This window comes from Thiobacillus sp., from assembly GCF_018780105.1.
Lineage (GTDB): Bacteria > Pseudomonadota > Gammaproteobacteria > Burkholderiales > Thiobacillaceae > Thiobacillus.
In genome coordinates this window covers 1-25,009 of record NZ_JADMKC010000004.1, presented here as the reverse complement: position 1 = coordinate 25,009, position 25,009 = coordinate 1, and the positions used below count along the sequence as shown (strand labels likewise).

Genomic DNA, 25,009 nt, shown 5'->3' with positions numbered 1-25,009 from the left:
AGGAACCCCGCCGTGCTCACCGCTTCCAGCATCACCCTGCAATTCGCCGCCAAACCGCTGTTCGAGAACGTCAACGTCAAGTTCGGCGACGGCAACCGCTATGGCCTGATCGGCGCCAACGGCTGCGGCAAGTCCACTTTCATGAAAATCCTCGCCGGCGAGTTGGAGCCGACTTCCGGCAACGTCTCGCTCGATCCCGGCGAACGCATGGCCTGGTTGCGCCAGGATCAGTTCGGCTACGAAGAGCAGCGCGTACTCGACGTGGTGATGCAGGGCCATGCCGAAATGTGGCGGGTGATGCAGGAAAAAGACGCCATCTACATGAACCCGGAGGCGACCGAGGAAGACTACCTGCATGCCGCCGAGCTCGAAGCCAAATTCGGCGAGATGGGCGGTTACGACGCCGAAGCGCGCGCCGGTCAATTATTGCTGGGCGTCGGCATCCCCATCGAGCAGCACAACGGCCCCATGAGCGAGATCGCACCCGGCTTCAAGCTGCGCGTGTTGCTGACGCAGGCGCTGTTCTCCAACCCCGACATCCTGCTGCTCGACGAGCCGACCAACAACCTCGACATCAACACCATCCGCTGGCTCGAAGAAATACTGAACGAGAGCAAGGCGACCATCATCGTCATCTCGCACGACCGCCACTTTCTGAACCAGGTCTGTACCCACATGGCCGACCTCGACTTTGGCACCATCAAGACCTATCCCGGCAATTACGACGACTACATGCTGGCCTCGACCCAGGTCAAGGAACGCCAGGCCTCGGCCAACGCCAAAGCCAAGGACAAGGTCGCCGAACTGCAGGAGTTCGTGCGCCGCTTCTCGGCCAACAAGTCGAAGGCGCGTCAGGCCACCAGCCGCATGAAGATGATCGACAAGATCAAGATCGAGGACTTCAAACCCAGCTCGCGGCAAAACCCCTACATCCGTTTCGAGCAGGAAAAACCCCTGCATCGCCGCGCACTCGAAGTCGAGAACCTCAAGTTCGGCTATGACGGCTCGCCGCTGTTTTCCAACATGAACTTTTCCTTGGAAGCGGGCGAGAAAATGGCCGTCATCGGCGGCAACGGCGTCGGCAAGTCGACCTTGATGAAGTTGTTGATGAGTGAACTGGCACCACAGTTCGGCGAAGTGAAATGGAGCGAGAACGCCAGCATCGGCTACTTCTCGCAGGACCATATCGCCGATTTCGACATGGACAAGAACCTCACCGACTGGATGCACCAGTGGACCCAGCAGGGCGATGACGAGCAGGTGCTGCGCGGCATTCTCGGCCGCCTGCTGTTCTCCGGCGACGACGTGAAAAAATCGGTGCGCGTGCTGTCCGGCGGCGAGAAGGGCCGCATGCTCTACGGCAAGCTGATGCTCGGCCGCCACAACGTGTTGCTGATGGACGAACCGACCAACCACATGGACATGGAATCGATCGAGTCGCTCAACCTCGCGCTCGACCTGTTCAAGGGCACGCTGATCTTCGTCTCGCACGACCGCCAGTTCGTCAGCAGTCTCGCCACCCGCATCCTCGAAATCACCCCCGAAGGCGTCGAGTTCTACATGGGTGGCTACGACGACTACCTGCATTCCAAAGGTCTGGAATAAGGATTGCGGCAATGAACGAAGTCGTCATCATCGGCCTCGGCCAGCTCGGCCGCGTGTTCGCCGGTGGCCTGCTGCGCGCCGGGTGCAGCGTCATTCCGGTCAACCGCAACGACGACATGGCCGGGCTGGCGCGAGTCCATCCCGATCCGGAAAGGGTGCTGGTCGCAGTGGGCGAGAATGATCTGCACACCGTGCTGGGCGCCTTGCCCGACATCTGGAAATCGCGCGCCGCGCTGATCCAGAACGAATTGCTGCCGCGCGACTGGCTGGCGCACGGGCTGGTCGACCCGACCGTGATCTCGGTGTGGTTCGAAAAGAAAAAGGGTATCGATGCCAAACCGCTGATCGCCTCCCCCGTGGCCGGTCCCGGCGCGGACCTGCTGGTACGCGCGCTGGCCTCCATCGAGTTGCCCGCTCGCGAAGTCGCTGCGGGCGATGCGCTGCTGTTCGAACTGGTACGCAAGAACGTCTACATCCTTACCACCAATATCGCCGGCCTCATAACCGGCGGCACAGTCGCCGACTTGTGGGCGTTACACGAAAGTTTTGCGCGCGAGGTGGCGAACGAAGTGATGGATATCCAGGACGCGCTCACCGGCACGCACCACGATCGCGCAGCGCTGATCGCTGGCATGCTCGAAGCCTTCGACGGTGACCCGCAGCACGGCTGCACCGGACGCTCAGCTCCGGCGCGGCTCACGCGCGCAATTGCGCATGCCGACGCGTTCGGCCTGCCCGTGCCAACGCTGCGGACACTGGCTCGTCAGATCGCCTTGCCCTGTGGTTTTTCGTCGCCGCCGTACACGCCGCCGTGATCGAACGGCATCCAGCCGGATGACTTGTCGGTCTTGAAACGGCCCTTGACGCGATACGGCACGCCGGCCGCCAGCGCGCCCTGCGACAGGCGCTTGAACTGCCGGATCAGGTCTTTTGATTGCATGTAGGTATCGACCCGCAGCAACGCACTCGCCACTGCGGGAACCAACGTGGCCTTGTGTGAAAGCCCGTTGGCGAACGGGTGCCCATTCACTTCCAGCTCGAATTCCAGCGCCACGATCGTCAAATCGAAGTCATTCGGATTGCTGATGCGCAGCCCGACGTCCAGGCGCTGTTCCATCAGGCCCAGGCTTTTGATCGTGACATCGGCCACGCTCACCTTGGGGGCGACGGCATTGAAGGGCAACCCGGAACAGGCTGCAATCGCAAGGGCCAGAAGCGCCATCAACAGACGTTGCATGATCATGAATTCCTATCGAATCTGCGCCAGCAACTGTGCGGTCATGCGTGCGGCCTGCGCTGCATAGCTGCCGCCGAACAGGTTGGCGTGGTTGAGAATGTGGTACAGGTTATAAAGCGTTTTGCGCACGCCATAGCCCGCATCGAGCGGCCAGCTGGCGCGATACGCCGCATAAAACTCCGGCGCAAAGCCGCCGAACAGTTCGCTCATCGCCAGATCGCATTCGCGGTCGCCAATATAAGACGCCGGATCGAAAATCACCGGCGTCCCACAAGGGGACTCCGACTTTCTATGCCCTGAAGGGCATGAAAGATCGTATGACCCATCCGCCAGATAGCCATGGTTGCCACCCCACAAATCGCCATGCAGCAGGGACGGCGCGGGCACATAAGCGTCGAACAGGGTATCGAGCCGCGCCAGCAGCATTTCGCCATCGCGCTGCAAGGCGCCGCCATAGCCATTTTGCGCCGCCAACCGAAGCTGAAAGCCGAGCCGTTGTTCGCGCCAGAATGCGATCCAGTCGTCCCGCCAGGCATTGGGCTGCGGCGTAGTGCCGATCCAGTTGTCGCGCGGCCAGCCAAAGCGCTGCTGCGGGATGCGGTGCAGCTGGGCGAGTTGCTCGCCGAGCCGGGCAGTGTCGCCGTGCCCGCGCAATTCCAGATACTCCAGTACCAGAAACGCCTGCCCTGCCGCAACACCTGCGCACACCGGCTGCGGCACGCGGACAGCGCCCGTCGCCGCCAGCGCGGCGAGCCCGGTGGACTCGGCTTCGAACAACGCCAGCCTGTCTGCGCGATTCGTTTTCACAAAAAACCGCTGCGCGCCATCCTGCAGAATCGAGGCCGCGTGGATGTCGCCGCCGGATACGCTGTGCGAAGCACGCGCCACAAAAGCGCTGCCGGTCGCGTTCGAAATCGCTTCCGCAACCGCCGCGTGCCAACTCATCGCCATCCATCTGCGAAAACAAAACGCGCCCAACAGGGCGCGTCGTTCGACACCAGACCAGCCATCGCAATTTACTTCTGCAGAACCTTGCGATCGAACATCGCGGCGATGCCGGGGTCGCGCGATGCCTTGGCGGCTTCCATGCGTTTGAGGTACTCGGCCCACATCGCATCGTGGTTCACGCCCAGCTCGTACAGGTATTCCCAGGAGTAGATGCCGGTGTCGTGGCCGTCCGAGAAAAAGAAATTGATGCCATACAGGCCGACCGGCTCTGCCGCATTGATGATCACGCCCTTCTTGCCGGTCTGCAGCACTTCCTGCCCGGGACCGTGACCGCGCACTTCAGCGGACGGCGAATACACGCGCAAAAACTCGAACGGCAGCTCGAATCGTGCACCATCGGTGAACGCGATTTCCAGCTTCTTCGAAGCCTGATGCAGCTTGATGTCGGTAGGGGTGGGGATAGCCATGTTGGACGCTCTCAAAGTCAAATCAGCACTAAGTGTAATCCCGCACGGCGGAGATTAAACCCCTGGCGGGCAAGGGACTGACATTCAAGGAATGGATGTTCGGGATGAACTGAAAACTGGCGCGCCCGGCGCGATTCGAACGCACGACCCCTGCCTTCGGAGGGCAGTACTCTATCCAGCTGAGCTACGGGCGCCTGTATTGGGATGCAACTTCGGGTGGCGAAGCATAGCGGGTTTGCATTATGTCGTCCATCCACCAAGCGACTGCCCGGGCGCGTCGCTCTTTCCTGTCGGGAGCGCTTTCCTTATAATCCCGCCTTTCGATGCCCACCTCCAAGGATAATTTCACATGGCCGATCCGCACGCCAAGATGACCCAAGCTACCCCGCAGGAAGTCATCATCTCGATTGTCGCAGGACTCCTCGCACCGCTGCTGGCCATTTTCCTGGTCGTCCAGCTGGTACTGGGCATTCAGGACGAGCAGAAGCCCGACACCACCAGCGAAGCTGCGCAAAAGGCCATCGCCGAGCGAATCAAACCGGTTGCCCGTCTGGAAGCAATCGACGCCAACGCACCCAAGGTCGAAAAATCCGGTCAGGAAGTTTATGACGCGATCTGTACGTCCTGTCACGCCGCGGGCGCACTGGGCGCACCCAAATTCGACAACAAGGGCGACTGGGGCTCACGTATTGGTCAGGGCTACGACACGCTGGTCAAGCACGCGATCGAAGGTATCCGCCAGATGCCGCCGCGCGGCGGCGGCAGCGATCTGTCCGACGTGGAAGTTGCACGCGCCGTGGCCTACATGGCCAACTCGGGGGGCGCAAAATTTACCGCGCCGGAAGCGGCCGCGCCCGCCGCTGCGGCGCCGGCTGCTGCAGGTGCCGCAGCGACCGCCAGCGTCGCCAAGCCCGATCCGGCCAAAGGCAAGGTTGTTTATGAAGCCACTTGCGCAGCCTGCCACGCCACCGGCGTAGCGGGTGCCCCCAAGCTGGGCGACAAGGCCGCCTGGTCGGCGCGCATCGGCCAAGGCTTCGAGGGCCTTTACCATTCGGCGCTGAATGGCAAAAACGCCATGCCCGCCAAAGGCGGCAACGCCGATTTGCCGGAAGCCGATCTGGCCAATGCCGTGGGCTATATGCTGGTCGAAGCAGGCGGCAAGCTCTAACAAGCTCAGTTGGCGGAAGCGCAATCGCTTCCGCCACACGACACTTCTGCGATGTCCCGCACCTGCCCACACTGTGGGAGCACCCAAATCCGCACTGCCCGGCTGCACGCACACGATGGCGTGCGCCATATCCTGCTGGACACGCCGCTTCGCTGCCGCGACTGTCGACATCACTTCTGGACCTTCAACCCGGTCAAACCCACCCTGTTGCTGCTGGCAGTCGCTGCACTGGTTGGCATCACCGCCTGGTTTGCGCTTGAATTGTCGGACATCACGCCTTCTCGCCGCGCAGAGGTCAGCCTGCCGCATACCCAGGCCGCAGCTGGCGACGCCAATGCACAATTGAAGCTGGGTTTGCGCTATGCCGAAGGCAATGGGGTGATCCAGAACGACAAGGAAGCCACCAAGTGGTTTGCCCTGGCTGCCAATCAAGGGCAGACCGATGCGCAATATCACTACGGTCTCGCCCTGCTCCACGGAAGGGGGGTGGTACAGGACTATCGGGCGGCTTTCCGTTGGATTGAAAAAGCGGCCAGACGCGGCTACCCGAAGGCGCAATACGACCTCGGCGAGTTGTATCGCTACGGCACCGGCACCGCAGTCGACAAGCCGCGCGCCTACCTGTGGTTCAACCTCGCCGCCGCGCAGGGCGTGGAGGCTGCCGCCAAGGCGCGCGACAGTCTGGTGTGGCAGCTGGATCCCGAGCAGCTCACCGCCATGCAGGAAGAAGCGCAGCGGATGAGCCTAGCCCCGTCTACGCCCACCACACCCTCCCCCCCCCCAACGACGCCCACCTCCAAGCAGTAGCGGCTGGGCTCCGGTCGCCGGACGCGCTTCAAAAAGTCTTGTCAAACTGCATGGGTGCAGCCGGCAAGGCCTTGAGCGGCGCGGCTGGCGCAATGACACCCCGGTTGATTGCGCTTTCCTGGCTGTCCGCTGCCAGCGATTCATAGTACTGGTAGCGATGGTAGCGGCGTGCCTCGGCGGGGCTCGAAAACGGCTGGCCGGAACTCGCTGCATCTGCCGAGCCGGGCCCGCCTTTATCCTTCATTTCCCTTGCCGTTGCGTAGCCACTCCCGGGACGGCTTTCATCGATCGCCGCATTCACCCGTCGCTCCATAGCATTTGAGACTTCAAGCAAGGTGATGAAATCGTCCTTGTTTGTATCGATCTCGGCGAAAAACTCCGGTATCCGTGGAAACGCAGCATAAGCCTGCGCTCTCGATAGCTTGCCCGTATTGCCTTTGTCGGCGGCTTTGAAGCGCTGCTCGAACGCTGCCTCATTGAATGCCACGAGTTCTGTTGCAGCCAGTGCAGCAGTCGCGACTGTCGACATCCAGGCTAGGCCAAGTAAAGAAATGCGCATCGTCGTATCCGAAGGTTTGAAGACTTTTGACTATGCATGAAAGCCTCATCTGCGACAACTTCAGCCACCTCTTCCGCCTGTTCCCCTCCAACATCTGCATCTTGACCCTCAGCCTGCCAGGCTCCGGCACCGGGCCTGTTAGAATGCGGCCTTTGTGTACCGGCTCATTTCATGTCCGCCCTCAAGAACGATACTTTTCTGCGTGCGCTATTGCGTCAGCCCACCGATTACACCCCGCTGTGGCTCATGCGCCAGGCCGGTCGCTACCTGCCTGAATACAATGCGACGCGCGCGCGCGCCGGCGATTTTCTGACTCTCTGCAAGACGCCTGATCTGGCCACCGAAGTCACGCTGCAGCCACTGGCTCGCTACCCACTCGACGCCGCCATTCTGTTTTCCGACATTCTCACCGTGCCTGACGCGATGGGACTGGGGCTGTATTTCGCACAGGGCGAAGGCCCGCGCTTCGAACGCCCGCTGCGCGACGAATGGGAAATCCGCGATCTCACCGCCCCCGACCCGACTGACAAACTCGGCTATGTGATGGATGCGGTGAAAAGCATTCGCCGCGCGCTGGATGGTTCAGTGCCGTTGATCGGCTTTTCCGGCAGCCCCTACACCTTGGCGTGTTATATGGTCGAAGGCGGCAGCTCGGATGACTACCGCCATATCAAGACCATGCTGTACAGCCGGCCCGACTTGCTGCACCGCATTCTGGAAATCAATACCCGCGCGGTAACCGACTACCTCAATGCGCAGATCGAGGCTGGGGTGCACGCAGTGATGATTTTCGACTCCTGGGGCGGCAGTCTCACCCCGCATGCCTACCGCGAGTTTTCGCTCGATTACATGGAACGTATCGTCGCCGGCCTGATCAAGGAGCGTGACGGTCGCCGTGTCCCAAGCATCGTTTTCACCAAGGGGGGCGGTAACTGGCTGGAAGCCATTGCCGGTATCGGCGCCGATGCCGTGGGGCTGGACTGGAGCACCGACATCAGCGAAGCTCGCCGCCGCGTGGCTGGCCAGGTTGCATTGCAAGGCAATCTCGACCCCAATGTTCTGCATGGCTCGCCGGAGATCATACGCAGTGAAGTGGCGCACATTCTGAATGGCTACGGCAACCATCCCGGCCACGTGTTCAACCTCGGCCACGGCATTTCGCAGTTCACCGATCCGGACAAGGTCAGCGTACTGGTCGAAGCCGTACACAGCCAGAGCCGCACGATTCGCGCCTGAGCCTGAACTTTTCCCGGCACCATCGCCCTAACCCGCTCCTTCTTCAAGGATTCACCATGAAACGTATTTTGATCAGCCTGTTTGCCCTCTTCATCAGCTTTGGCTTTGCCGTTGAACAGGCCGAAGCCAAACGCATGGGCGGCGGAAAATCGTTCGGCATGCAGCGCAGCGCACCTGCCAAGCAAAGCGTTGCGCCCACACAGCAGCGCCCGCAACAAGGCGCCGCGCCCACCACCGCACCCAGGAAAAACAGCTGGATGGGACCGATTGCCGGCCTCGCCGCGGGCTTGGGTCTGGCCGCCCTATTTTCGCACCTGGGCATGGGTGCGGAAATGGCAAACTTCATGATGCTGGCCTTGCTGGCGCTGGCCGCATTCATGCTGTTCCGCTGGTTCATGCGACGCAACGCACCGGCCGCGCCGGCCATGCAATATGCCGGCATGCCGCATACCGCCCCCGCTGCGTTCGACCAGACCCCTGCCGCACTCGGTAGCGCGTACGCAACAGCCGGCGATACCCCGTTCCCCCCCGGCTTTGACGCCGAGGCATTTGCCCGTGAAGCCAAGTTGAACTTCATCCGTCTGCAGGCTGCGTTCGATGCCCGCAATCTGGACGATATCCGCAGCTTTACCGCCCCCGAAATCTTCGCTGAAATCAGCATGCAACTCGCCGAGCGCGGCGATGCCCAACAAACCACCGATGTCATGCAGCTCAATGCCGAAGTGCTGGAAGCTGTTGACGAGGGCAACTATCACATCGTGAGCGTACGTTTCACCGGTATGGTGCGCGAAGAGGATGATGCTGCACCGGTCGCACTAAATGAAATCTGGCACCTGAGCAAACCCATCGCGGGTCAGGGCGGCTGGCTGATTGCCGGTATCCAGCAACAGTAGTATTAAAAACAAAGGCTTATTCACCAATAGGGCGAATAAGCCTTGTTCCATATAGGCTAGTGCTAACTAACTTATGCACAGCGTTGGTGCAAGCGTTCTTTTTTTACCGCGCCCCCTTGACACGCCAAGCATATTTATAAGCCATTGATAAAATTATAATTATTGGTTTGCCTGCTTTTTAGCCTATCGTTCCCGAGTGCCTGTATACGGGCGTTTGGGACGTTTCAAACCGAATCACCCACATAATTATCCACAGACTGCGTGGACAAAACAGAATAAGACTTTCTGAACATCCACTTAGCAAGGATTCCCCGACTTTCAGCCAGGTTTCGCCCTTAAGTTATGTCGTCCATCCTTCAGGTCGCACTCGATACCCCCTTGTACCGACTGTTCGACTATCGCCTGCCGGACACACTGGGCGTCGTTCCTCCCGGCAGCCTGATCGAGGTGCCATTCGGCCGGACCCGGCAAATAGGCATTGCCCTGAAACAAACCAGCCACAGTACGATCCAGGCCGACAAGCTGCGCGACGTCATCCGCATTTTTGACGATCGTCCCGCGCTGGCTGCCGATGTTCTTCGTTTGGCACAGTTTTGCGCTGACTACTATCACTATCCGCTCGGCGCGATCCTGCTGTCCACGCTGCCGCCACGCCTGCGCAACGCCTCGCCGTTCGCCCCAGCCACCCCCTGGCTGGTGCTGACCGAAGCCGGCCGCACTGCTACGCCGTCTGCGCGCGCAAAATCACGGCTTGCACTGCTCGAAGCCCTGCGAACTGCGCCACAAGCGCGCGAGGCACTGCGCGCAAACGGGCATACCCGTCACGCCAGCGCATTGATTGCAGAAGGCTGGGCCAAATGGGCGCGCTCGCTCCCGGCGGGCAGTGTGCCGCCAGCCACAACCGCGATACCGCCACCCGCCACTGTTGAACAGCAAGCGGCCTTCGATCGTCTGCGGCCGGCCCTCGGACAATTCGGTGTTCACCTGATCCACGGCGTCACAGGCAGCGGCAAGACTGAGCTGTATTTGAGGATGATCGACGCCGTACTGGACCAAGGTCGGCAATCCCTGGTCCTGATTCCTGAAATATCGCTCACGCCGCAACTGGAGCAACAATTTCGCCGCCGCTTTCCCGGGCGCCGTATCGTCACCCTGCACAGCGGATTGAGTGAGAAAGAACGCACTGAAAACTGGCTGGCCGCACCCGAAGCAGATCTCCTGCTCGGCACCCGTCTGTCGGTGTTTACACCGCTGCCGCGACTGGGCCTGATCGTGGTCGACGAAGAGCACGACCTCTCGTTCAAGCAGCAGGAAGGGCTGCGCTATTCAGCGCGCGATGTTGCGATCGCGCGTGCACAGCAATGCAATATCCCGATATTGCTGGGTTCGGCCACGCCTTCTCTGGAAAGCTACTCGCAAGCCCTGAGTGGTCGCTATCAGCTGGTCGAGCTGAAGCAGCGCGCGATCAAACAGGCGCAACTCCCGACGATCGAACTGGTGGATCTCAAGCACATCCCGGTTGACAATGGCCTCACCCGTCCGGCCCTGCAAGCGCTCGGCGAAACCCTTGCGCGCGGCGAGCAAAGCCTGGTTTTCCTCAACCGGCGCGGCTATGCGCCTGCACTGTATTGCCCAAGTTGCGCATGGGTGTCGCCCTGCCCCAGCTGCTCGTCGCGTCTGGTACTGCATCAAGCCGCGCGGCGGCTTAAGTGCCATCACTGCGGTTTTGAATCGCGCATCCCTGCCGAGTGTCCGAGTTGCGGCAACCCGGACCTCAAAGCGCTTGGCCAGGGCACGCAGCGGCTGGAAGAAACGCTCGCGGCGCTGCTACCTGCCGCACGCATTCGCCGCATCGATCGCGATAGCATGCGGCCACGCGCCTGGTCCGAGCTTGGGGAGGCTGTGCATGCGGGCGCGCTCGATATTCTGGTTGGCACGCAAATGCTGGCCAAAGGCCACGATTTTCCCAACATGACGCTGGCACTGATCCTCGACACCGACGGCGCACTCTACAGTCCGGATTTTCGTGCAACGGAACGACTGTTCGCCCAGCTGATGCAAGTCGCCGGACGCGCAGGCCGAGCCGACAAACCGGGGCGCGTATTGATACAGACAGCATTCCCGGACCACCCAATATTCCGGTTTCTACAGCGGCATGACTTCGCTGGCTACGCCCGTATGCTGCTGGCCGAACGCAAGCAACTTGATCTGCCCCCCTTGACCCGGCAGGTACTGCTACGCGCCGAAGCGCCATCGATGTCAGCATCGTTGGCGTTCCTGCAGCAAGCCGCGCGAATTGCGCCCGAACACCCGCACATCAGCGTGTTTACCGCCGTGCCCGCCCCCATGGCACGCGTCGCAAACCTGGAGCGCGCGCAACTGCTTATCCAATCAGCATCGCGGCGAGCATTACAGGCATTTGTTCACAACTGGCAGCCGCAACTGGACACGATCAAACCACGCGTTGCACGCTGGTCGCTGGATATCGATCCTCTGGTGTTCTGAATATCGCGCAGAGCGCAGGGCAATAACGAAGCATTCGTTCGGCCATCGAGCATATGGTGCACAGGTCTTTGCCTGATCCGACTGAATGCAAAAAAAAACGGGAGCCGAAGCTCCCGTTTTAATCGTCAACGCTCAAGTATTACTGAGCAGGTGCAACTTTAGCACCCCACAGTTCGACACGGCGGTTTTCAGCACGGCCTGCTTTGGTGCTATTGCTGGCAACCGGGCTGGCTTCGCCGTAGCCTTTTGCAGTAATACGATCAGCAGGGGCACCCTTCTTGATCATTGCATTACGCACGACATCCGCACGCTTCTGCGACAACTTCAAGTTGTAGGCTTCTGAACCAACGCTGTCGGTGTAACCTTTCAACTCGAATGTCTCACCGGCCATTTTATTGACGTGCTCAACAGCCTTGTCGATTTTCTCGTCGGCAGTCGGCTTCAGCGCAGCCTTGTCGAAATCAAAATTCACGTCACCCAAAACCACAATCGGTGCATCGGGTGTGGCGGGAGCGGGAGCGGGGGCGGGAACAGCAGCGGGTTCGGGAGCAACTACAACGGGCGGGCAACCATCAGGGGTTTGTGCGAAAACGGTGGGGCACTTGTCTGCGGAATCCAGTACGCCATCGCCATCGGTATCGATTTCGCAACCGAGGGCATTCACTTTCATGCCTGCAGGCGTGTTGGGGCACTTATCGGTCCAGTTTTCAACCGTGTCCTTGTCCGCATCTTCTACAGCACATCCCTTGTCCAGAATCTGCTTGCCGGGGCAACCAATGGTGCGGTTGATTTCATGGGCAGTCGTAGCCGGCACCTGAACTGCGTTCGGAGCATGAATGGTTTCAGGCTTGTATACGCCCGCGCCAACGTTGGACGGATCGTAAAAATTACCATCGGCTGCCTGGGCATTGACTGCACCAACAGTGATCAGGGCTGTGCTGAGCAAGCTGAGAACGAGGGGGGTACGCATAGTGATTAGGCTCCTGTGATTGATTTAAAGCTTTTAATTCGTCGCATGTTGCTGATGCCAAAAGCGTACGGGAACATGCTTGGTTGCGTGACTATAACGCTATGCCTGTACACCTTACAAGGGCATGGGGCAGGATTTTGCCCGGATTCGTCGCGCACTGTTAGCATTAAGGCTACATTTTCTTCAGTTTGTGACTTTAATGCCACACTGCTGCTACGGCAGTGCGTAATCCGAATTCATCAACAACTAAAAGAAGTCGGTAGCGATTCGACGGCTATGTGCATCATGCCCCACATGCGCGGATACAAAGGTTCAGAATTCAGCGCAAGTGATCGGGTGCCTCAAGCGGTGAACGCTGCGCTTGCTCCTGATGTTGCTCAGGCTGATACCAACCCAGCTTCTCGCGCAATTTGACCACATTACCTACGATGATCAGCGTAGGCGCTTTGAGGCCGGCAGTCGCGGCAAGTCCGGGGAGCGTGGATAAGGTTCCGGTCACAACGCGCTGGGTAGGCAACGTTCCCTGCTGGATGATCGCGGCTGGCGTGGTCGAGTCGAGCCCGTGCTTGACCAGCGCCTCACACAGCAATGGCAAGCCTTTCAGCCCCATGTAAATGACAATAGTCTGGTCGTGGCGGGCAATGCCGTCCCAGTTCATGTTGAAGGTGTTGTCCTTGAGATGACCGGTGACGAAGGCGACCGACTGTGCGTAATCCCGATGCGTCAGCGGAATCCCGGCATAGGACGCAACGCCGGCTGCTGCCGTAATACCCGGAACAACCTGAAAGGACACGCCATGCTCAACCAGGGTTTCGATTTCCTCGCCGCCCCGACCAAAGATGAACGGATCACCCCCCTTGAGCCGCAGGGTTCGCTTGCCGGCCTTGGCCAGACGCACCAGCAGCATGTTGATTTCCTCTTGCGGGACAGCGTGGTCATCGCGCTCCTTGCCAACATAGATGCGCTCGGCATCGCGTCGACACATATCGAGAATGGGCTGCGAGACGAGCCGGTCGTGCACGATGACATCGGCCTGCTGCATCAAGCGGAGCGCGCGGAAAGTCAGCAAGTCCGGATTACCCGGGCCGGCGCCGACGAGATAGACCTCGCCCCGGCTGATGTCATGGGTTGCGGCATTCGCGATCATCGCCTCGAGTTGCTTTTCTGCCTCGGCTTCGCGCCCGGAAAAAACCATTTCCGCGACTGGCGACAGGAACACCTTCTCCCAGAATGCGCGCCGCTGCGCAGGCTTGACTGTGCCGCGCACGCGTTCCTTGAAGCGCGAAGCGAGCGCACCCAGACGGCCATAGGCGGCCGGAATCATGGTTTCCAGACGCGCGCGCAGCATGCGCGCCAGTACCGGCGCTTCCCCCCCACTGGAAACCGCAACCATGATGGGCGAGCGATCGATGATCGATGGCAGGATGTAACTGCACAGTGCGGGCTTGTCAGCGACGTTGATCGGCAGATGACGCGCTCGCGCGGCATCGGAGATGAGCGTGGCAAGCGCCATATCGTCTTCGACCACAATAACGGCATCCTTGCCGTCGAGCAGCGACACCGAGAAGCTGTCGGCGACCCGGCTCACCCGGTCGGTACCAGGCAAGCGCTCCCAGGCTTCATGCAAGGCCGGTGCCGCAACATCTACACGCGCACCTGCACGCAGCAGCAGCTCAGCTTTGCGCGCAGCCGTTTCAGAGCCGCCGACGACCAGACAATGGCGGTCACGCAAGTCAAGAAAAATAGGCAGATAGTTCATGTATTACTCGGTAGTCGGGGTTTCGGATTCATCTTCAGCGGAATAAGGCGGAATGAAAATGAAGCGCATATCGCCCGGATTCATTTCGACGAAGTCGAGCGTGACGCCCTGCAAATAGGGCGTGCTTGATGCAGCAATCAATACCTCGATGCCGTTGACGACAAGATGTTCGTCTGCCTCGCGCTCGGTATCGAACCCCATGCCATAGTTCACGCCACCATCTTCTTCCTGGTAAGCCGCAACCCTCAAAATTAAATCGAATACATCGGGGTTGTTGTTGGCAACGCGAATCTGCGCAGCTGCGCTGTCGGTAATTTTAATCATGGGCAAACCTCGAAATTAAGTGGACGCAAGCGCTTTGCGCGCGCGAGCCTGTTTTAGAAAGGGGGAGATCCAACCCCGTGGGCCGGAGCCACGACGATGCACATAGCCTGCAAGTAGGTTATGCCGCTGATATCCGTCGTGCTGCCCGTCGATGCCGTGACCACGCTTCACTTCATAAGCGTATGTGGAGTCAGCAGGCAGGTTTTCCAAGCTCGAATAGTGAAATTCATGCGCCGGTATCGTATCGGTCTCCAACCAACGATCCTTTCCCGTGGGTTGCAGCACGGCATACCCTCGCCCGACCGGACGTTCGTGCATCACGGTATCGCCCGGCACCGAACCTACCATCTGTCGGGTCAGCCCCTGCCAACGCAAACTTCTAGACAGGTACATGAGTCCGCCACATTCGGCATAAGTCGGCAAGCCTGCTTCGATGGCATCGCGAATCTTGCCGCGTAGCGAAGCATTGGCTTCAAGCTCGGTCATGAACACTTCAGGAAACCCCCCCCCGATGATTAACCCATCCAGCTCGGGCAGGTCTGGCGTACTCAGGGTATCGATTTCAATCAAGTCCACATTCGTTGAACGCAGCGTGTCGAGATCTTCGTTGTAATAGAAACCAAAAGCCTGATCGTGCGCGATCCCGATCCGCAAGCGCTCGGAATTCGCCGGCCTCTCGGCCACGCGTTGGATCTTGCTGGCTGCAGCACCATCTGCAATCGCTAGAAGTCGTGTCAGGTCAACCTGTGCGGCCACACGCTCGCCCACGTGCTGGATGCGCGCACGCGCAGCCTCCTGCTCATTAGCGGGGACCAGTCCAAGATGTCTTTCAGCAATCTGTAGGCTGACATCGTGCTGCACCGCGCCAATGACCTCTACATCCGTGTAATGCTCAATCACCGCGCGCAATTTGGATTCGTGACGGCCGCCGCCCAAGTTGTTGAGGATCACACCGGCAATCCGGATATCCGGATCGAATGCCTGGTAACCCAGGATCAAGGGGGCGACGCCGCGGGTCATGCCGCGCGCATCGATCACCAATACCACCGGCACGCCCAGCAGCTTGGCTAACGCGGCATTACTGTTGCTACCATCGAGATCAAGGCCGTCATACAGCCCCTTGTTCCCCTCTATCAAGCTGATTCGGGCAGTCGAGGCAGCGCGTGCGAATTGTTGCTCGATTTCGTCGCGCTCCATCATATGGAAATCGAGGTTGTAGCAGGGACGTTGCGCAGCCATGCTCAACCAGAGCGGGTCGATGTAGTCGGGCCCCTTCTTGAAGGGCTGTACGCTATAGCCCTGCGCATGAAGCGCAGCGCAGAGGCCGAGGCTAAGCGTGGTCTTGCCTGAAGACTTATGCGCTGCAGAAATAAAGACGCGGGGCAAATTTGCCCCGCGTCCTGTTTCTGCTATGTCCGTGCTGTGCTGGCTCATGCTGTCCATTCGCCAACCAGGTTAAACCTGGCCGGCTTAGGTATCAGTGTTCCAGTTTGGCAACCGTTGCGTCGTCCAGCGTGGCCGGCAGCAAGCGCAAAACCTTTACGCCAAAGGTCGTTGCCAACAGGGCGATCGCCACGCCCCCCAATCCGAGGAAGAACTCGGGCACGCTGGGTGCATAGCTGTGAACCTGGCCATCAGCGAAGCTGCTCTTTTCGATCAAGCCAGGGAACATGTCCAGAGGGAAAGCCTGCGCGCCAATGATCGTGACGTACATCTGTGCCATGCCGCCCAGAATGATCAATGCACATGCAACCATGATCCAGGTACGCTGTTTGCCCAGAGCCGTCAGCAATATCAATAGCGGGAGCACGCAACCAATAAGGATTTGGCCAACCCAGAACAGCGTGGTAATGATGCCGCCATCACGCAGGATGAACGCCTCGACACCTTCCATTTTGGCGAAGTACAAACTTGTCAGATGGTAAACCACGGTGAAATACAGCACAGCCGCAACGAATACAGCAAGCAGCCCTTTCAGGCGAAGCATGACTGCATCACCCAGCGCGCGGCCCGTCCAAGCGTAAGCCGCTGCCAGCACCATCAGGTAGACAGCAAGGCCGTAGGCAAACGACATGATGATGAACATCGGTGCCAGCATGGAAGTGCCGTAAAGCTCGCGCGCAATCAGGAAGCCAAACAACGATCCCGTACCGGTAGTCAGAATCAGGCGCCAAATGAAAGCTGCCGTACCGGCTGCTTTCGAGTACGGGGCAACCGAACGATCAAGCATCGTCCACAAGTAAATGCCAACCAAGCCAAAGAAACCGGAGTACAGAAATACGTTCCAGGTGAACATCGACTTGAAGTTGAAGTGCGTCATCGCCACGATCAAACGATCTGAACGCCCCAGATCCAGCACGAGAACCAGCAAACCGCCCAGCATCAGGGCCAGTGCAAGTACAGCCGACAGTGGGGCTAGTGGCTTGTACATTTTCTGGTTGAACACTGAAGCGATGGAGGCGACGTTAAGCGCACCCGATGCTGCCACGATCAGGAACACTGCAAACACGTGCGGCAGTCCCCAAACAATCTGGTTGTCCATGCCCGTTACGACGTGACCGTGGTGGTGCATGTAATTCCAGGCCAATGCGCCAAACAGCACGAAAAGACCCAGTCCTCCGAACAACAGCCAGTATTTCAGGCTGCTGCCTTCTACTTCGCGGAAAGTGATGCTTGCCATGTTGATTTAGATTCCGTGATAGCGAACGCCGAGATTCAGATTCAGGTCGGCACGAACCTGCTTGGTAGGCAGTTCGCGCAAACGCTTCGAAATCTCGCTTTCGGGGTCATTCATGTCGCCGAACAACAGTGCATTGTGACCAGAAGCCGTACAGGCTTCCGCACATGCTGTCGTGCCGTCGCCGCGGTCGATTTTTTGTACGCAGAGGGTGCATGACTCCACGCAGCCCATGCCACGCGGTACATCCGCTTTCTGGGTATCGTTCAAGGGTTCGTGCACCAGCGAACGGGCCTTGTAGGGACAAGCCATCATGCAATAGCGGCAGCCAATACAAGTGTGTCGATTGACCAGGACGATACCGTCAGCACGTTTGAACGAAGCTCCGGTCGGACACACATCGACGCAAGGCGCATCTGCGCAGTGCTGGCACATCATCGGCAGATTGGTTTCAAACTGCGTCAAAGGATCCTGCAATTCGAGCTTGCGGATCCACTGAGGAGCCTGGTTCTTATGCTGGCTTTCAGCAACAGGCGTCCAGCCATTCTCTGTGCTGCACGCAGAAACACAATCGTTGCAGCCCGTTCCGCACTTGGTTGCGTCTACCAGCATGCCCCAGCGTACCGCACTACTCGCCGCCTGTTCTTCGGGACGCCCATGCGCGACTTCCATCAGCATGATGCCAGGCGCCAAACTCAATCCTGCAGCCGTTGCCGCCACCCCGACAAATCGACGCCGCTCAGGGGAGCTGGGCGTGTTCTCTATGGATTTATCTTCGCTCATTGGGCAATTCCAGCCATATCTTCAGCACTGACTTTATCGTTTGTCTGGGTCGCCATCTTGTGTGCGTAATGGGCGGACTCAGCATTCATTGGATGCATCGCCATAGAAGCCTGCGGCTTGGTGGAATGACATTCAAAGCAATCGATCTTCACAGCCGCGTAACTGTGGCAACTGACGCAAAAGTCATCCTTGCCCTTGGCTACGCTACCTGTCGTTTCGCTTGCGTGACAATTGATGCACTCCTTGAGGCTGTGCTTCTTGGTGCGAACACCTTCGATGACCGTTTTATCACGGTGATGATCCAGAACGTCCATGTGGTTACGCCGCATGTATTCCGTATCTTCCACACATTGCTCACCCTTGACCGCCTTGGTGATCACGGGTTTGGCTGCAACGCCGGTCTTGGGTGCGGAAGTGGAATCCACCCCCGCCCATGCAAGCGCGGCCGTTGTAAGAACGACTGCACCCAATGCCAGCAAACGTTTCATCTTGCCTGCCACGCTCAGTCACCCATACCCATCACGATGTAACCGGTCGGACACACGTCAGCACAGATGTGACAGCCGATGCACTTGCCGTAGTCGGTGTCGACATAACGACCGACGGTGGGGTTGTCTTTCTTCTTGACCTTGAACACGGCGGTCTGCGGGCAATAAACCACGCAGTTGTCGCATTCGAAGCACTGACCGCAGGACATGCAGCGTTTGGCTTCATCAATGGTGTCCTTGTCCGACAGCGCATGCAGCCGCTCTTCGAAGTTACCCAGTGCGCCTTCCTTGTCCAGCACGGTGACGTCACGAATATGTCGCGAAACTGCCGGGAAATGACCCAGGAAAAGTTCGTTATGCGGAATGATGTGGCGAGCCGAACGGTCTTCGAAGTTATGCAACAGATCCTTGCGCTCGGAGGTACCCCATTCCTGCGTGTGGATTTCGCTGTACTCGTGACCGGTTTCCAGCCATTTACGGATCTGGTCGAAGTGATGGACATCCACTTTCGGACGCTTGTCGAGCTCTTTCTTGCCGGAAAGGAATGCGTCGATCCCATCAACCGCAATGGAAGCGTGACCAATAGCCGTGGTCAGCAGGTGCGGACGAATCACGTCGCCGCCAACAAAGACCTTTTCACTGCCGGGGAAACGGTAGTTCTTGTCAGCCTTGATCAGACCGTTGTTGTTATTGAACTGCTCGATGCCGGTGAAATCAACGCCCTGGCCGATCGCGGACACGATCAGGTCAGCAGGCAGGTCACGTTCGGTGCCTTCAACCAGCTTGGTTTCCTTGCCTTCCATCACGAAATCAGAAACGCGCAGCGCAGTGGCACGGCCCTTTTCGTCGAGCACGACAGCGATGGGCGTTACGCCACCGAGAATCTCGATGCCTTCTTGCAATGCGTGTTCGATTTCGTGCTTACTGGCGTTCATCTTGTCGATGGTGGCACGCGAGACCAGCACGACTTCAGCGCCGTCTCGGGCGGAAATCGAGGCCACATCGTGAGCCATGTGGCCAGAAATCACGTTTTCAGCACTGGGGCGCTCGTCATTCGTGCCGGTTTTGGTCACATTACCCAGACGACGGGCGACGGTCACAACGTCAATCGAGGTATCACCGCCGCCGATCACGACAACACGGTTGCCGACGTGCTGCAGGCGGCCTTCGTTAAAGGCACGCAGGAACGCTACGGCGGTGACGCAGTTCGGTGCTTCAGCGCCGGGCACCGGCAGCGGGCGGCCAGCCTGGGCGCCCATGGCCATGAAAATCGCGTCGAATTCCTTGTCGATGGCGTCATAGCTGACGTCAGTTCCAACGCGGGTCTTGAGACGGGTTTCGACGCCCATTTCGATGATGCGGCCGATTTCCGAATCAAGCATTTCGCGCGGCGTACGGAAGCCGGGAATGCCGTAACGCATCATGCCGCCGAGCTCTTCGTGCTCGTCAAAGATGGTCACGCCGTGACCTTTAAGGCGCAGCTGGTATGCCGCAGCCAGGCCGGCCGGGCCAGCGCCAATGATCGCAACCTTCTTGCCGGTCGAGGCCGCAGCCGGCGTGAATTTCATGTTGTTTTCGATGCCCCAGTCTCCGACGAAATGCTCGACTGAGTTGATGCCCACATGGTCTTCGACCATGTTGCGGTTACAACCGGATTCGCAAGGCGCCGGGCATACGCGACCCATCACGGCCGGGAAGGGGTTGGCCGAAGTGATGCGCTCGAATGCGTATTGCTGCCAGGTCACACCTGCAGGCGGCTTTTCGATGCCACGTGCGATATTCAGATAGCCGCGGATATCTTCACCTGCCGGACATGAGCCCTGGCAAGGCGGGGTTGAAAGCATGTATTCCGGGCATTTATGCGTCCAGCTGGCCTGGAAAATCATGTCCTGAGACGAGCGAATATTCGCTTCGCTTTCGCCATCCTTATAACGACGCCATGAAAGGCCTTCGGTTTTTGCTTTATTCGTCGTGACAGCCATGCTGGTTCTCCTAACGCCTACGTTACTAAAGATAAATAATCGCAATCAATTCGCTGATGAACTCAGTCGAGTTTGATTGCCTTGCTGACTAATTGATGCACCCCGCCCACCATGCTCATATCGAAGCCATATTTGGGCAAAACCTTGGTGAATTGCGCCTTGCAGATTGCGCAAATCGTGGCCATGAAATTGACCTGATGTTCCTTGACTACATTGTTCAAGGCAGTTGCGCGTGGCAATGCCCCCTTGACCCGAACTTCCATCAGGTCATCCGTCAACAAACCGCCGCCACCGCCACAGCAGAATGTGGATTCATAAATGGTGTCATCCGCCATGTTGTGGAAATTATTAACGACCGACTTGATCAGTTCGCGCGGTATGGTGAACTGCCCGCCGGGCTCGGTCCCCATGCGCGACGCTCGCGCCACATTGCAGGAATCGTGATAGGTCACGATCAGATCGTCGTTGAGCGACGGATCGACCTTGATCTGCCCCGACTTGATCAGGTCATTGGTCAATTCGCAAATATGCTGAGGCTGCGGATAATTCGGATCCAGCTGCTTCTGCAACTCGATCGAGAACGGATCGTCTGCACCGTAGCCGATACCCGTCAAGGTATTCCAGAAGCTGTATGCGACGCGCCAGGCATGGCCGCATTCGCCAACGACAATACGTTTGACGCCCAACTCAAGTGCAGCGTCGCGAATTCGCATCGCAACTTTGCGCATGGTTTCGTAATTGCCGTTGAACAAGCCAAAATTGCCGGCCTCGGACGCATGCGTTGAAAGTGTCCAGCTGATGCCGGCCGCATGAAACACCTTGGCATAGCCAATCAGCGACTCAACATGCGGCTCGGAGAAAAAGTCGGCCGAAGGGGTGACCAGCAACACTTCGGCGCCCTTGACATCAATCGGCATTTTTACGGCCACGCCGGTATCTGCTTCGATATCCTCTTCCAGGCCTTCAAGCGTATCCAGTAACGCCGGGCCCGGCAGCCCCAGGTTGTTACCGATTTTCTGCACCTTGCCCAGAATTTCGTTGGAGTATTTCTGCCCCATGCCGATGTGGTTCAGGATCTCGCGGCCGGCCATGGTGATCTCGGCCGTATCGATGCCATAAGGGCAGAACACAGAACAACGACGGCACTCCGAACACTGGTGGTAATAGTTATACCAATCGTCGAGCACGTCCTTGGTCAGGTCTTTTGCACCGACCAGCTTCGGGAACAGTTTGCCTGCGGTGGTGAAATACCGACGGTAGACCTGGCGCATCAAATCCTGACGCGCAACCGGCATGTTTTTAGGATCCGAAGTACCCAAGTAGTAATGACACTTGTCAGTGCAAGCTCCACAATGAACACAAGCATCCAGGAACACTTTCAGCGAGCGATACTTGCCCAGCAGGTCGCCCATCTTCTCGAGCGCACTTTCCTTCCAGTTATCCGCCAGTTCGTGCGGATAACCCATGAAATCCTGGACGGCCTGAGGTGCGATGAATGTCTTGGCATGAGCCATGGCACCCTCACGCAGCTTGGGGACCTCGATGTAGTCCTTGATCTCGGGAATATCAAATTCAGCAGCAGCCACTTGCGAGTCCTCTGTCCGTACTTATGTGTTCGCTAAACGATGTCAGCGAATCAGTTTTTCTGATCAAGCTTGGCCGCCCAAGCAGCCACATGACGATGTTCACGTGGATTGTCGGCCTGATTGCGGGTGGGGCTGAAAAATACGCCAGGCGCATGCAGCAGTTTGCTGATCGGAAAAATAAGCATCAGTAACGCCACCAAAGCAAGATGCACCAGCAAAATCGGGTCCAGCGGCACAGGCTGCACATCGAAGTACATCAAGCCCATGAAGAAAGTCTTCAGCGCGACAATGTCAGTGTGCACCACAAAGGTCATCATGATTCCGGACAATCCAATCACAATCAACAACACAAGCATGAGGTAATCGGATGGGGTGGATATGTAGCGAACGCGATCCACCAGGAAACGGCGAGCCAACAATCCAGCGAGGCCAATAACCATCATAAGGCTGGCATATTTGCCGAACGGCTGAATGATATTGACCCAGAACCAGACCGGTTCGGTGAAGTAACGCAGATGGCGCAACAACACCAGCAGCAATCCGAAATGGAACATCCAGCCAAATACCCAAATCCATTTGTTGGACTTGAACAGGGATTCAAACAAAACGACTTCTTTCGCCATCCGGTAGACCACGCCCGTTTGCGTAGTCGGCGCAGGCGTGGTTGGGATTTTCAGCGGCGCAGGCGTGCGGCTGTAGTCAAATATTTTGTACGCCAAGCCCGCCACCAGCAACAACGTTGCAACGTAGAACAAACCAGCATAGATAATCGTCACAGTAGACAAACCCACTCCCCTAACTACGTATCTGTTTGCGAATCAAACGCCTATGCATTCAATTTGGAAACACATCACCAGAATCAAAGTCGCCCCGGAATAAATCCGGGGCGACCCGAATAGACTAAAGCTTAGATACAGCCGGTCGGCTTGGGCAAGCCGGCGATCTTACAAGCCTGTTTAGCCGGTCCGTAGGGGAACAGCTCATACAAGTACTTGTTGTTGCCTTTATCGGGACCGAGCTTCTTGCCAATTGCCTTGGTCAGAACGCGAACAGCAGGGGCGATCTGATATTCAGCGTAATATTCGCGCAGGAAGTTAACCACTTCCCAGTGACCTTCGGTCAGATCAACTTTTTCTTCGACAGCCATGTATTTGGCGATGTCTTCATTCCACTGCGACAAGTCGATCAGATAACCTTCTTCGTCAACTTCGTAGTCCTTACCGGCGATGTTCACCATGGGCATAGCAATACTCCTTTAAATTAAATTACAGCCAAGACTGGCAGCTTTTGTGTTCTGCAACCAGATCCACAAAACCAGCGTAATCTACGACATTGACTCCGTCCAGCACACGTGCAGCCATGCCGCGCGCAGCCAGATCAGGACCGAGTGCGTAAATCTTGAGGTCAGCCGCTGCTGCCTGGATTTTCGCCGCTGCCGCGCTGCCATTCGTCGCCGCGTAAACCGCGTCTTCAATCAGCAATACAGCAGAACCTTTAGTGGCCATAGCGAGGCAGCTTTCCAGCGATCCGCGATCTGTGGCCGATTTATTCACAATATGCAGCATGTTCAATCCCCTTAAAAGCTGATCACGACGTCTTGCTCAGCCATGAGATTTGCCATCTCATCGACGGAGAGCACCGTCACATCAACAATCAGGTCATCCTCGGTCAAGCCGCGTGCATCCATCGACGCCTGATCAACGTACAACTTTTCAATGTCGTAGCCGTCCAGCGCGCGATAGGTCTTGGAAAAATCCTTAACCTCGATGCCCTTGGTGTCAATGCCCTTCAGCAACTGATATACGCCGTCGTCGGTAAACACCATGCTCACATCCTGATCGAAAGCCGCCGTAATCAGCACAACTTCCAAACCTTCAAGCGCATACACGGTTCCGTGCGGGGCCTTGCGGTTCAGGAACATGAACTTCTTGACGATTCCAGAACCGTCATCCATATCATCCATATCACTCATCTCGTATTTCCTTAATCACCGAACGTCACGAGACGGTCGTACTGAATACCCATCTCCACCAACTGGCCAAGGCCGGAAATGCGGAAGTTGTCGCCAAGAACGCCATCGGTGATGCCGCGGCGCTGAGCAGCAGCAACACACACAACCAAGTCGACCCCATAATCGGCAGCCAGTTTGGACCAGCGTGCACCGACGTTACGATCGTCTTGCGGCGGCGTGGCCAAACGTGACGCGTTATATACGCCGTCATGGTAGAAAAAAATACGCGGGACTTTATAGCCCTTTTCAAGCGCAGTGCGCGCAAAAAGGTAGGCCGAATCGCTTGCCTGGTGGCTGTACGGCCCTTCGTTTACAAGAATACCGAATTGCATGTAACCACTCCGAAAAATCTATGCTTATTCTGAACTCCCCCTTCGCAAAAGCTATTGCGGAGGGGGGCACTAAAATTTAGAAGCGGATATGCGCAGAAGCGTTCAGGTTGGCACGACCACCACGCCAATTATCAATGTGATACTTGGTGAAGGGGAGACCCGTCTTTTCAAAGAACGCCGGCCAACCAATACGATCGATCCAGTCGATCATGCGCTCCCAAGGCTTACCGTCTTCCTTGTAGGTTGCGAGAATCTTTTTAACGACTTCCGCAACTTCAGGCCAACGCGGCGCGTTGTTCGGCAGACCCGAGGCGACTAGCTTGTGGAAGGTCGGCTTGGAACGGGCGTTGGAGTTCTTGCCACCCACCCAGATTGCGATCTTGGAGTGCTCGGGATCGTTGATCTGCATCGGGGGGCAGGGCGGGAAGCAGGCGCCACAGCAAATGCACTTCTTCTCGTCAACTTCCAGCGAGGGCTTGCCGTTCACCAGAGCGGGACGGATTGCAGCCACCGGGCAACGGGCAACAACGGAGGGGCGCTCACACACGTTGGCAACCAGATCGTGGTTGATCTTAGGCGGCTTGGTGTGCTGAACGATGATGGCGATGTCAGCCTGACCGCCGCAGTTGATTTCGCAGCAGGAGGTGGACAGCTTGACGCGGTTAGGCATCT

Annotated in this window: 25 protein-coding genes, 1 tRNA gene and 1 pseudogene; 7 read left to right on the top strand and 20 right to left on the bottom strand. The window is 57.9% G+C overall.

The features are described 5' to 3' along the window. Nucleotides 1-12 precede the first annotated feature (12 nt). Both IV098_RS03280 and IV098_RS03275 read left to right on the top strand, forming a co-directional pair. The gene (locus IV098_RS03280) at nt 13-1,605 is read left to right on the top strand and encodes an ABC-F family ATPase (RefSeq protein WP_296886379.1); all 1,593 of its coding nucleotides are present in this window, start codon (nt 13-15) and stop codon (nt 1,603-1,605) included. Nucleotides 1,606-1,616: 11 nt separating this feature from the next. Beyond that, a complete protein-coding gene (locus IV098_RS03275) occupies nt 1,617-2,420 on the top strand; it encodes a hypothetical protein (protein WP_296886378.1) in 804 nt (267 codons plus the stop codon). Here the strand turns inward: IV098_RS03275 and IV098_RS03270 are convergent. The 4 genes from IV098_RS03270 to IV098_RS03255 all read right to left on the bottom strand — a co-directional run bounded on the left by IV098_RS03270 (nt 2,369) and on the right by IV098_RS03255 (nt 4,451). Beyond that, nucleotides 2,369-2,842 carry an LEA type 2 family protein gene (locus IV098_RS03270; protein WP_296886377.1) on the bottom strand — a complete coding sequence of 158 codons (474 nt, stop codon included), beginning with the start codon at nt 2,840-2,842 and terminating at the stop codon, nt 2,369-2,371. The genes IV098_RS03275 and IV098_RS03270 overlap by 52 nt on opposite strands. Before the next feature lie 12 nt (nt 2,843-2,854). Further along, on the bottom strand, nt 2,855-3,787 hold the full coding sequence (locus IV098_RS03265; protein ID WP_296886376.1) for a fructosamine kinase family protein: 933 nt from the start codon (nt 3,785-3,787) through the stop codon (nt 2,855-2,857). Nucleotides 3,788-3,858: 71 nt separating this feature from the next. Beyond that, a complete protein-coding gene (locus IV098_RS03260) occupies nt 3,859-4,257 on the bottom strand; it encodes a DUF971 domain-containing protein (RefSeq protein ID WP_296886375.1) in 399 nt (132 codons plus the stop codon). A gap of 117 nt (nt 4,258-4,374) precedes the next feature. Continuing rightward, nucleotides 4,375-4,451: transfer RNA gene (locus IV098_RS03255), tRNA-Arg, on the bottom strand. A 155-nt stretch (nt 4,452-4,606) separates the two neighbouring features. On the opposite strand from IV098_RS03255, the gene IV098_RS03250 reads away from it, so the two are divergent. Next, nucleotides 4,607-5,425: a c-type cytochrome gene (locus tag IV098_RS03250; protein WP_296886374.1), complete on the top strand. Its 819-nt coding sequence runs from the start codon at nt 4,607-4,609 to the stop codon at nt 5,423-5,425. Between the two features lie 120 nt (nt 5,426-5,545). Beyond that, on the top strand, nt 5,546-6,232 hold the full coding sequence (locus IV098_RS03245) for a tetratricopeptide repeat protein (RefSeq protein ID WP_296886373.1): 687 nt from the start codon (nt 5,546-5,548) through the stop codon (nt 6,230-6,232). Between the two features lie 28 nt (nt 6,233-6,260). On the opposite strand, the gene IV098_RS03240 is transcribed toward IV098_RS03245, so the two are convergent. Beyond that, complete coding sequence (locus IV098_RS03240; protein ID WP_296886372.1) at nt 6,261-6,791, bottom strand: hypothetical protein; 531 nt, start codon at nt 6,789-6,791, stop codon at nt 6,261-6,263. Between the two features lie 171 nt (nt 6,792-6,962). Here IV098_RS03240 and hemE point away from each other — a divergent pair, with 171 nt between their 5' ends. From hemE to IV098_RS03225, 3 genes are all read left to right on the top strand, one after another. Continuing rightward, nucleotides 6,963-8,027: a uroporphyrinogen decarboxylase gene (gene hemE / locus IV098_RS03235; protein ID WP_296886371.1), complete on the top strand. Its 1,065-nt coding sequence runs from the start codon at nt 6,963-6,965 to the stop codon at nt 8,025-8,027. Nucleotides 8,028-8,083: 56 nt separating this feature from the next. Further along, complete coding sequence (locus IV098_RS03230) at nt 8,084-8,920, top strand: Tim44 domain-containing protein (protein WP_296886370.1); 837 nt, start codon at nt 8,084-8,086, stop codon at nt 8,918-8,920. A gap of 342 nt (nt 8,921-9,262) precedes the next feature. After that, nucleotides 9,263-11,425 (top strand): primosomal protein N', encoded by a 2,163-nt coding sequence (locus IV098_RS03225; protein WP_296886369.1) that lies wholly within the window; start codon nt 9,263-9,265, stop codon nt 11,423-11,425. Nucleotides 11,426-11,564: 139 nt separating this feature from the next. Here IV098_RS03225 and IV098_RS03220 read toward each other — a convergent pair whose 3' ends face one another. The 15 genes and pseudogenes from IV098_RS03220 to IV098_RS03150 all read right to left on the bottom strand — a co-directional run. Further along, nucleotides 11,565-12,395 (bottom strand): OmpA family protein, encoded by an 831-nt coding sequence (locus tag IV098_RS03220; RefSeq protein WP_296886368.1) that lies wholly within the window; start codon nt 12,393-12,395, stop codon nt 11,565-11,567. A gap of 319 nt (nt 12,396-12,714) precedes the next feature. Then, nucleotides 12,715-14,154, bottom strand: coding sequence for a siroheme synthase CysG (gene cysG, locus IV098_RS03215; protein ID WP_296886367.1), 1,440 nt, complete (start codon nt 14,152-14,154; stop codon nt 12,715-12,717). Between the two features lie 3 nt (nt 14,155-14,157). Further along, on the bottom strand, nt 14,158-14,478 hold the full coding sequence (locus IV098_RS03210; protein WP_296886366.1) for an iron-sulfur cluster biosynthesis family protein: 321 nt from the start codon (nt 14,476-14,478) through the stop codon (nt 14,158-14,160). A gap of 15 nt (nt 14,479-14,493) precedes the next feature. Then, nucleotides 14,494-15,912: a cobyrinate a,c-diamide synthase gene (locus tag IV098_RS03205; protein ID WP_296886365.1), complete on the bottom strand. Its 1,419-nt coding sequence runs from the start codon at nt 15,910-15,912 to the stop codon at nt 14,494-14,496. A gap of 43 nt (nt 15,913-15,955) precedes the next feature. Beyond that, nucleotides 15,956-17,158 (bottom strand): NrfD/PsrC family molybdoenzyme membrane anchor subunit, encoded by a 1,203-nt coding sequence (gene nrfD / locus IV098_RS03200; protein ID WP_296886364.1) that lies wholly within the window; start codon nt 17,156-17,158, stop codon nt 15,956-15,958. 6 nt (nt 17,159-17,164) lie between these two features. Beyond that, nucleotides 17,165-17,938: a sulfate reduction electron transfer complex DsrMKJOP subunit DsrO gene (dsrO, locus tag IV098_RS03195; RefSeq protein WP_296886363.1), complete on the bottom strand. Its 774-nt coding sequence runs from the start codon at nt 17,936-17,938 to the stop codon at nt 17,165-17,167. Next, on the bottom strand, nt 17,935-18,426 hold the full coding sequence (locus IV098_RS03190; protein ID WP_296886362.1) for a hypothetical protein: 492 nt from the start codon (nt 18,424-18,426) through the stop codon (nt 17,935-17,937). Before IV098_RS03190 ends, dsrO begins: the two co-directional genes overlap by 4 nt. A 14-nt stretch (nt 18,427-18,440) precedes the next feature. Further along, nucleotides 18,441-20,408, bottom strand: a complete 1,968-nt coding sequence (locus IV098_RS03185) for an NAD(P)-binding protein (RefSeq protein WP_296886361.1) — start codon at nt 20,406-20,408, stop codon at nt 18,441-18,443. 62 nt (nt 20,409-20,470) lie between these two features. After that, nucleotides 20,471-21,994: a sulfate reduction electron transfer complex DsrMKJOP subunit DsrK gene (gene dsrK, locus IV098_RS03180; RefSeq protein WP_296886360.1), complete on the bottom strand. Its 1,524-nt coding sequence runs from the start codon at nt 21,992-21,994 to the stop codon at nt 20,471-20,473. Between the two features lie 50 nt (nt 21,995-22,044). Further along, entirely contained in the window at nt 22,045-22,785 is a 741-nt protein-coding gene (locus tag IV098_RS03175) for a respiratory nitrate reductase subunit gamma (protein ID WP_296886359.1), read from the bottom strand. 116 nt (nt 22,786-22,901) lie between these two features. Further along, a complete protein-coding gene (locus tag IV098_RS03170; RefSeq protein WP_296886358.1) occupies nt 22,902-23,237 on the bottom strand; it encodes a TusE/DsrC/DsvC family sulfur relay protein in 336 nt (111 codons plus the stop codon). A 22-nt stretch (nt 23,238-23,259) separates the two neighbouring features. Continuing rightward, nucleotides 23,260-23,559: a sulfurtransferase complex subunit TusB gene (tusB, locus tag IV098_RS03165; RefSeq protein WP_296886357.1), complete on the bottom strand. Its 300-nt coding sequence runs from the start codon at nt 23,557-23,559 to the stop codon at nt 23,260-23,262. A gap of 11 nt (nt 23,560-23,570) precedes the next feature. Continuing rightward, on the bottom strand, nt 23,571-23,966 hold the full coding sequence (gene tusC, locus IV098_RS03160) for a sulfurtransferase complex subunit TusC (protein WP_296886356.1): 396 nt from the start codon (nt 23,964-23,966) through the stop codon (nt 23,571-23,573). A gap of 11 nt (nt 23,967-23,977) precedes the next feature. Further along, on the bottom strand, nt 23,978-24,337 hold the full coding sequence (tusD, locus tag IV098_RS03155; RefSeq protein WP_296886355.1) for a sulfurtransferase complex subunit TusD: 360 nt from the start codon (nt 24,335-24,337) through the stop codon (nt 23,978-23,980). 76 nt (nt 24,338-24,413) lie between these two features. After that, nucleotides 24,414-25,009: pseudogene (locus IV098_RS03150) on the bottom strand (dissimilatory-type sulfite reductase subunit beta); the annotation flags it as partial.

What these genes read in the sequence shown, in the direction of transcription:
- IV098_RS03275 (WP_296886378.1), top strand. Translation starts at nt 1,617, where the DNA reads ATGAACGAAGTCGTCATCATCGGCCTCGGCCAGCTCGGCCGCGTGTTC.
- IV098_RS03270 (WP_296886377.1), bottom strand. Translation starts at nt 2,842, where the DNA reads ATGCAACGTCTGTTGATGGCGCTTCTGGCCCTTGCGATTGCAGCCTGT.
- IV098_RS03265 (WP_296886376.1), bottom strand. Translation starts at nt 3,787, where the DNA reads ATGAGTTGGCACGCGGCGGTTGCGGAAGCGATTTCGAACGCGACCGGC.
- IV098_RS03260 (WP_296886375.1), bottom strand. Translation starts at nt 4,257, where the DNA reads ATGGCTATCCCCACCCCTACCGACATCAAGCTGCATCAGGCTTCGAAG.
- IV098_RS03250 (WP_296886374.1), top strand. Translation starts at nt 4,607, where the DNA reads ATGGCCGATCCGCACGCCAAGATGACCCAAGCTACCCCGCAGGAAGTC.
- IV098_RS03240 (WP_296886372.1), bottom strand. Translation starts at nt 6,791, where the DNA reads ATGCGCATTTCTTTACTTGGCCTAGCCTGGATGTCGACAGTCGCGACT.
- hemE (WP_296886371.1), top strand. Translation starts at nt 6,963, where the DNA reads ATGTCCGCCCTCAAGAACGATACTTTTCTGCGTGCGCTATTGCGTCAG.
- IV098_RS03230 (WP_296886370.1), top strand. Translation starts at nt 8,084, where the DNA reads ATGAAACGTATTTTGATCAGCCTGTTTGCCCTCTTCATCAGCTTTGGC.
- IV098_RS03225 (WP_296886369.1), top strand. Translation starts at nt 9,263, where the DNA reads ATGTCGTCCATCCTTCAGGTCGCACTCGATACCCCCTTGTACCGACTG.
- IV098_RS03220 (WP_296886368.1), bottom strand. Translation starts at nt 12,395, where the DNA reads ATGCGTACCCCCCTCGTTCTCAGCTTGCTCAGCACAGCCCTGATCACT.
- cysG (WP_296886367.1), bottom strand. Translation starts at nt 14,154, where the DNA reads ATGAACTATCTGCCTATTTTTCTTGACTTGCGTGACCGCCATTGTCTG.
- IV098_RS03210 (WP_296886366.1), bottom strand. Translation starts at nt 14,478, where the DNA reads ATGATTAAAATTACCGACAGCGCAGCTGCGCAGATTCGCGTTGCCAAC.
- IV098_RS03205 (WP_296886365.1), bottom strand. Translation starts at nt 15,912, where the DNA reads ATGAGCCAGCACAGCACGGACATAGCAGAAACAGGACGCGGGGCAAAT.
- nrfD (WP_296886364.1), bottom strand. Translation starts at nt 17,158, where the DNA reads ATGGCAAGCATCACTTTCCGCGAAGTAGAAGGCAGCAGCCTGAAATAC.
- dsrO (WP_296886363.1), bottom strand. Translation starts at nt 17,938, where the DNA reads ATGAGCGAAGATAAATCCATAGAGAACACGCCCAGCTCCCCTGAGCGG.
- IV098_RS03190 (WP_296886362.1), bottom strand. Translation starts at nt 18,426, where the DNA reads ATGAAACGTTTGCTGGCATTGGGTGCAGTCGTTCTTACAACGGCCGCG.
- IV098_RS03185 (WP_296886361.1), bottom strand. Translation starts at nt 20,408, where the DNA reads ATGGCTGTCACGACGAATAAAGCAAAAACCGAAGGCCTTTCATGGCGT.
- IV098_RS03170 (WP_296886358.1), bottom strand. Translation starts at nt 23,237, where the DNA reads ATGCCCATGGTGAACATCGCCGGTAAGGACTACGAAGTTGACGAAGAA.
- tusB (WP_296886357.1), bottom strand. Translation starts at nt 23,559, where the DNA reads ATGCTGCATATTGTGAATAAATCGGCCACAGATCGCGGATCGCTGGAA.
- tusC (WP_296886356.1), bottom strand. Translation starts at nt 23,966, where the DNA reads ATGAGTGATATGGATGATATGGATGACGGTTCTGGAATCGTCAAGAAG.
- tusD (WP_296886355.1), bottom strand. Translation starts at nt 24,337, where the DNA reads ATGCAATTCGGTATTCTTGTAAACGAAGGGCCGTACAGCCACCAGGCA.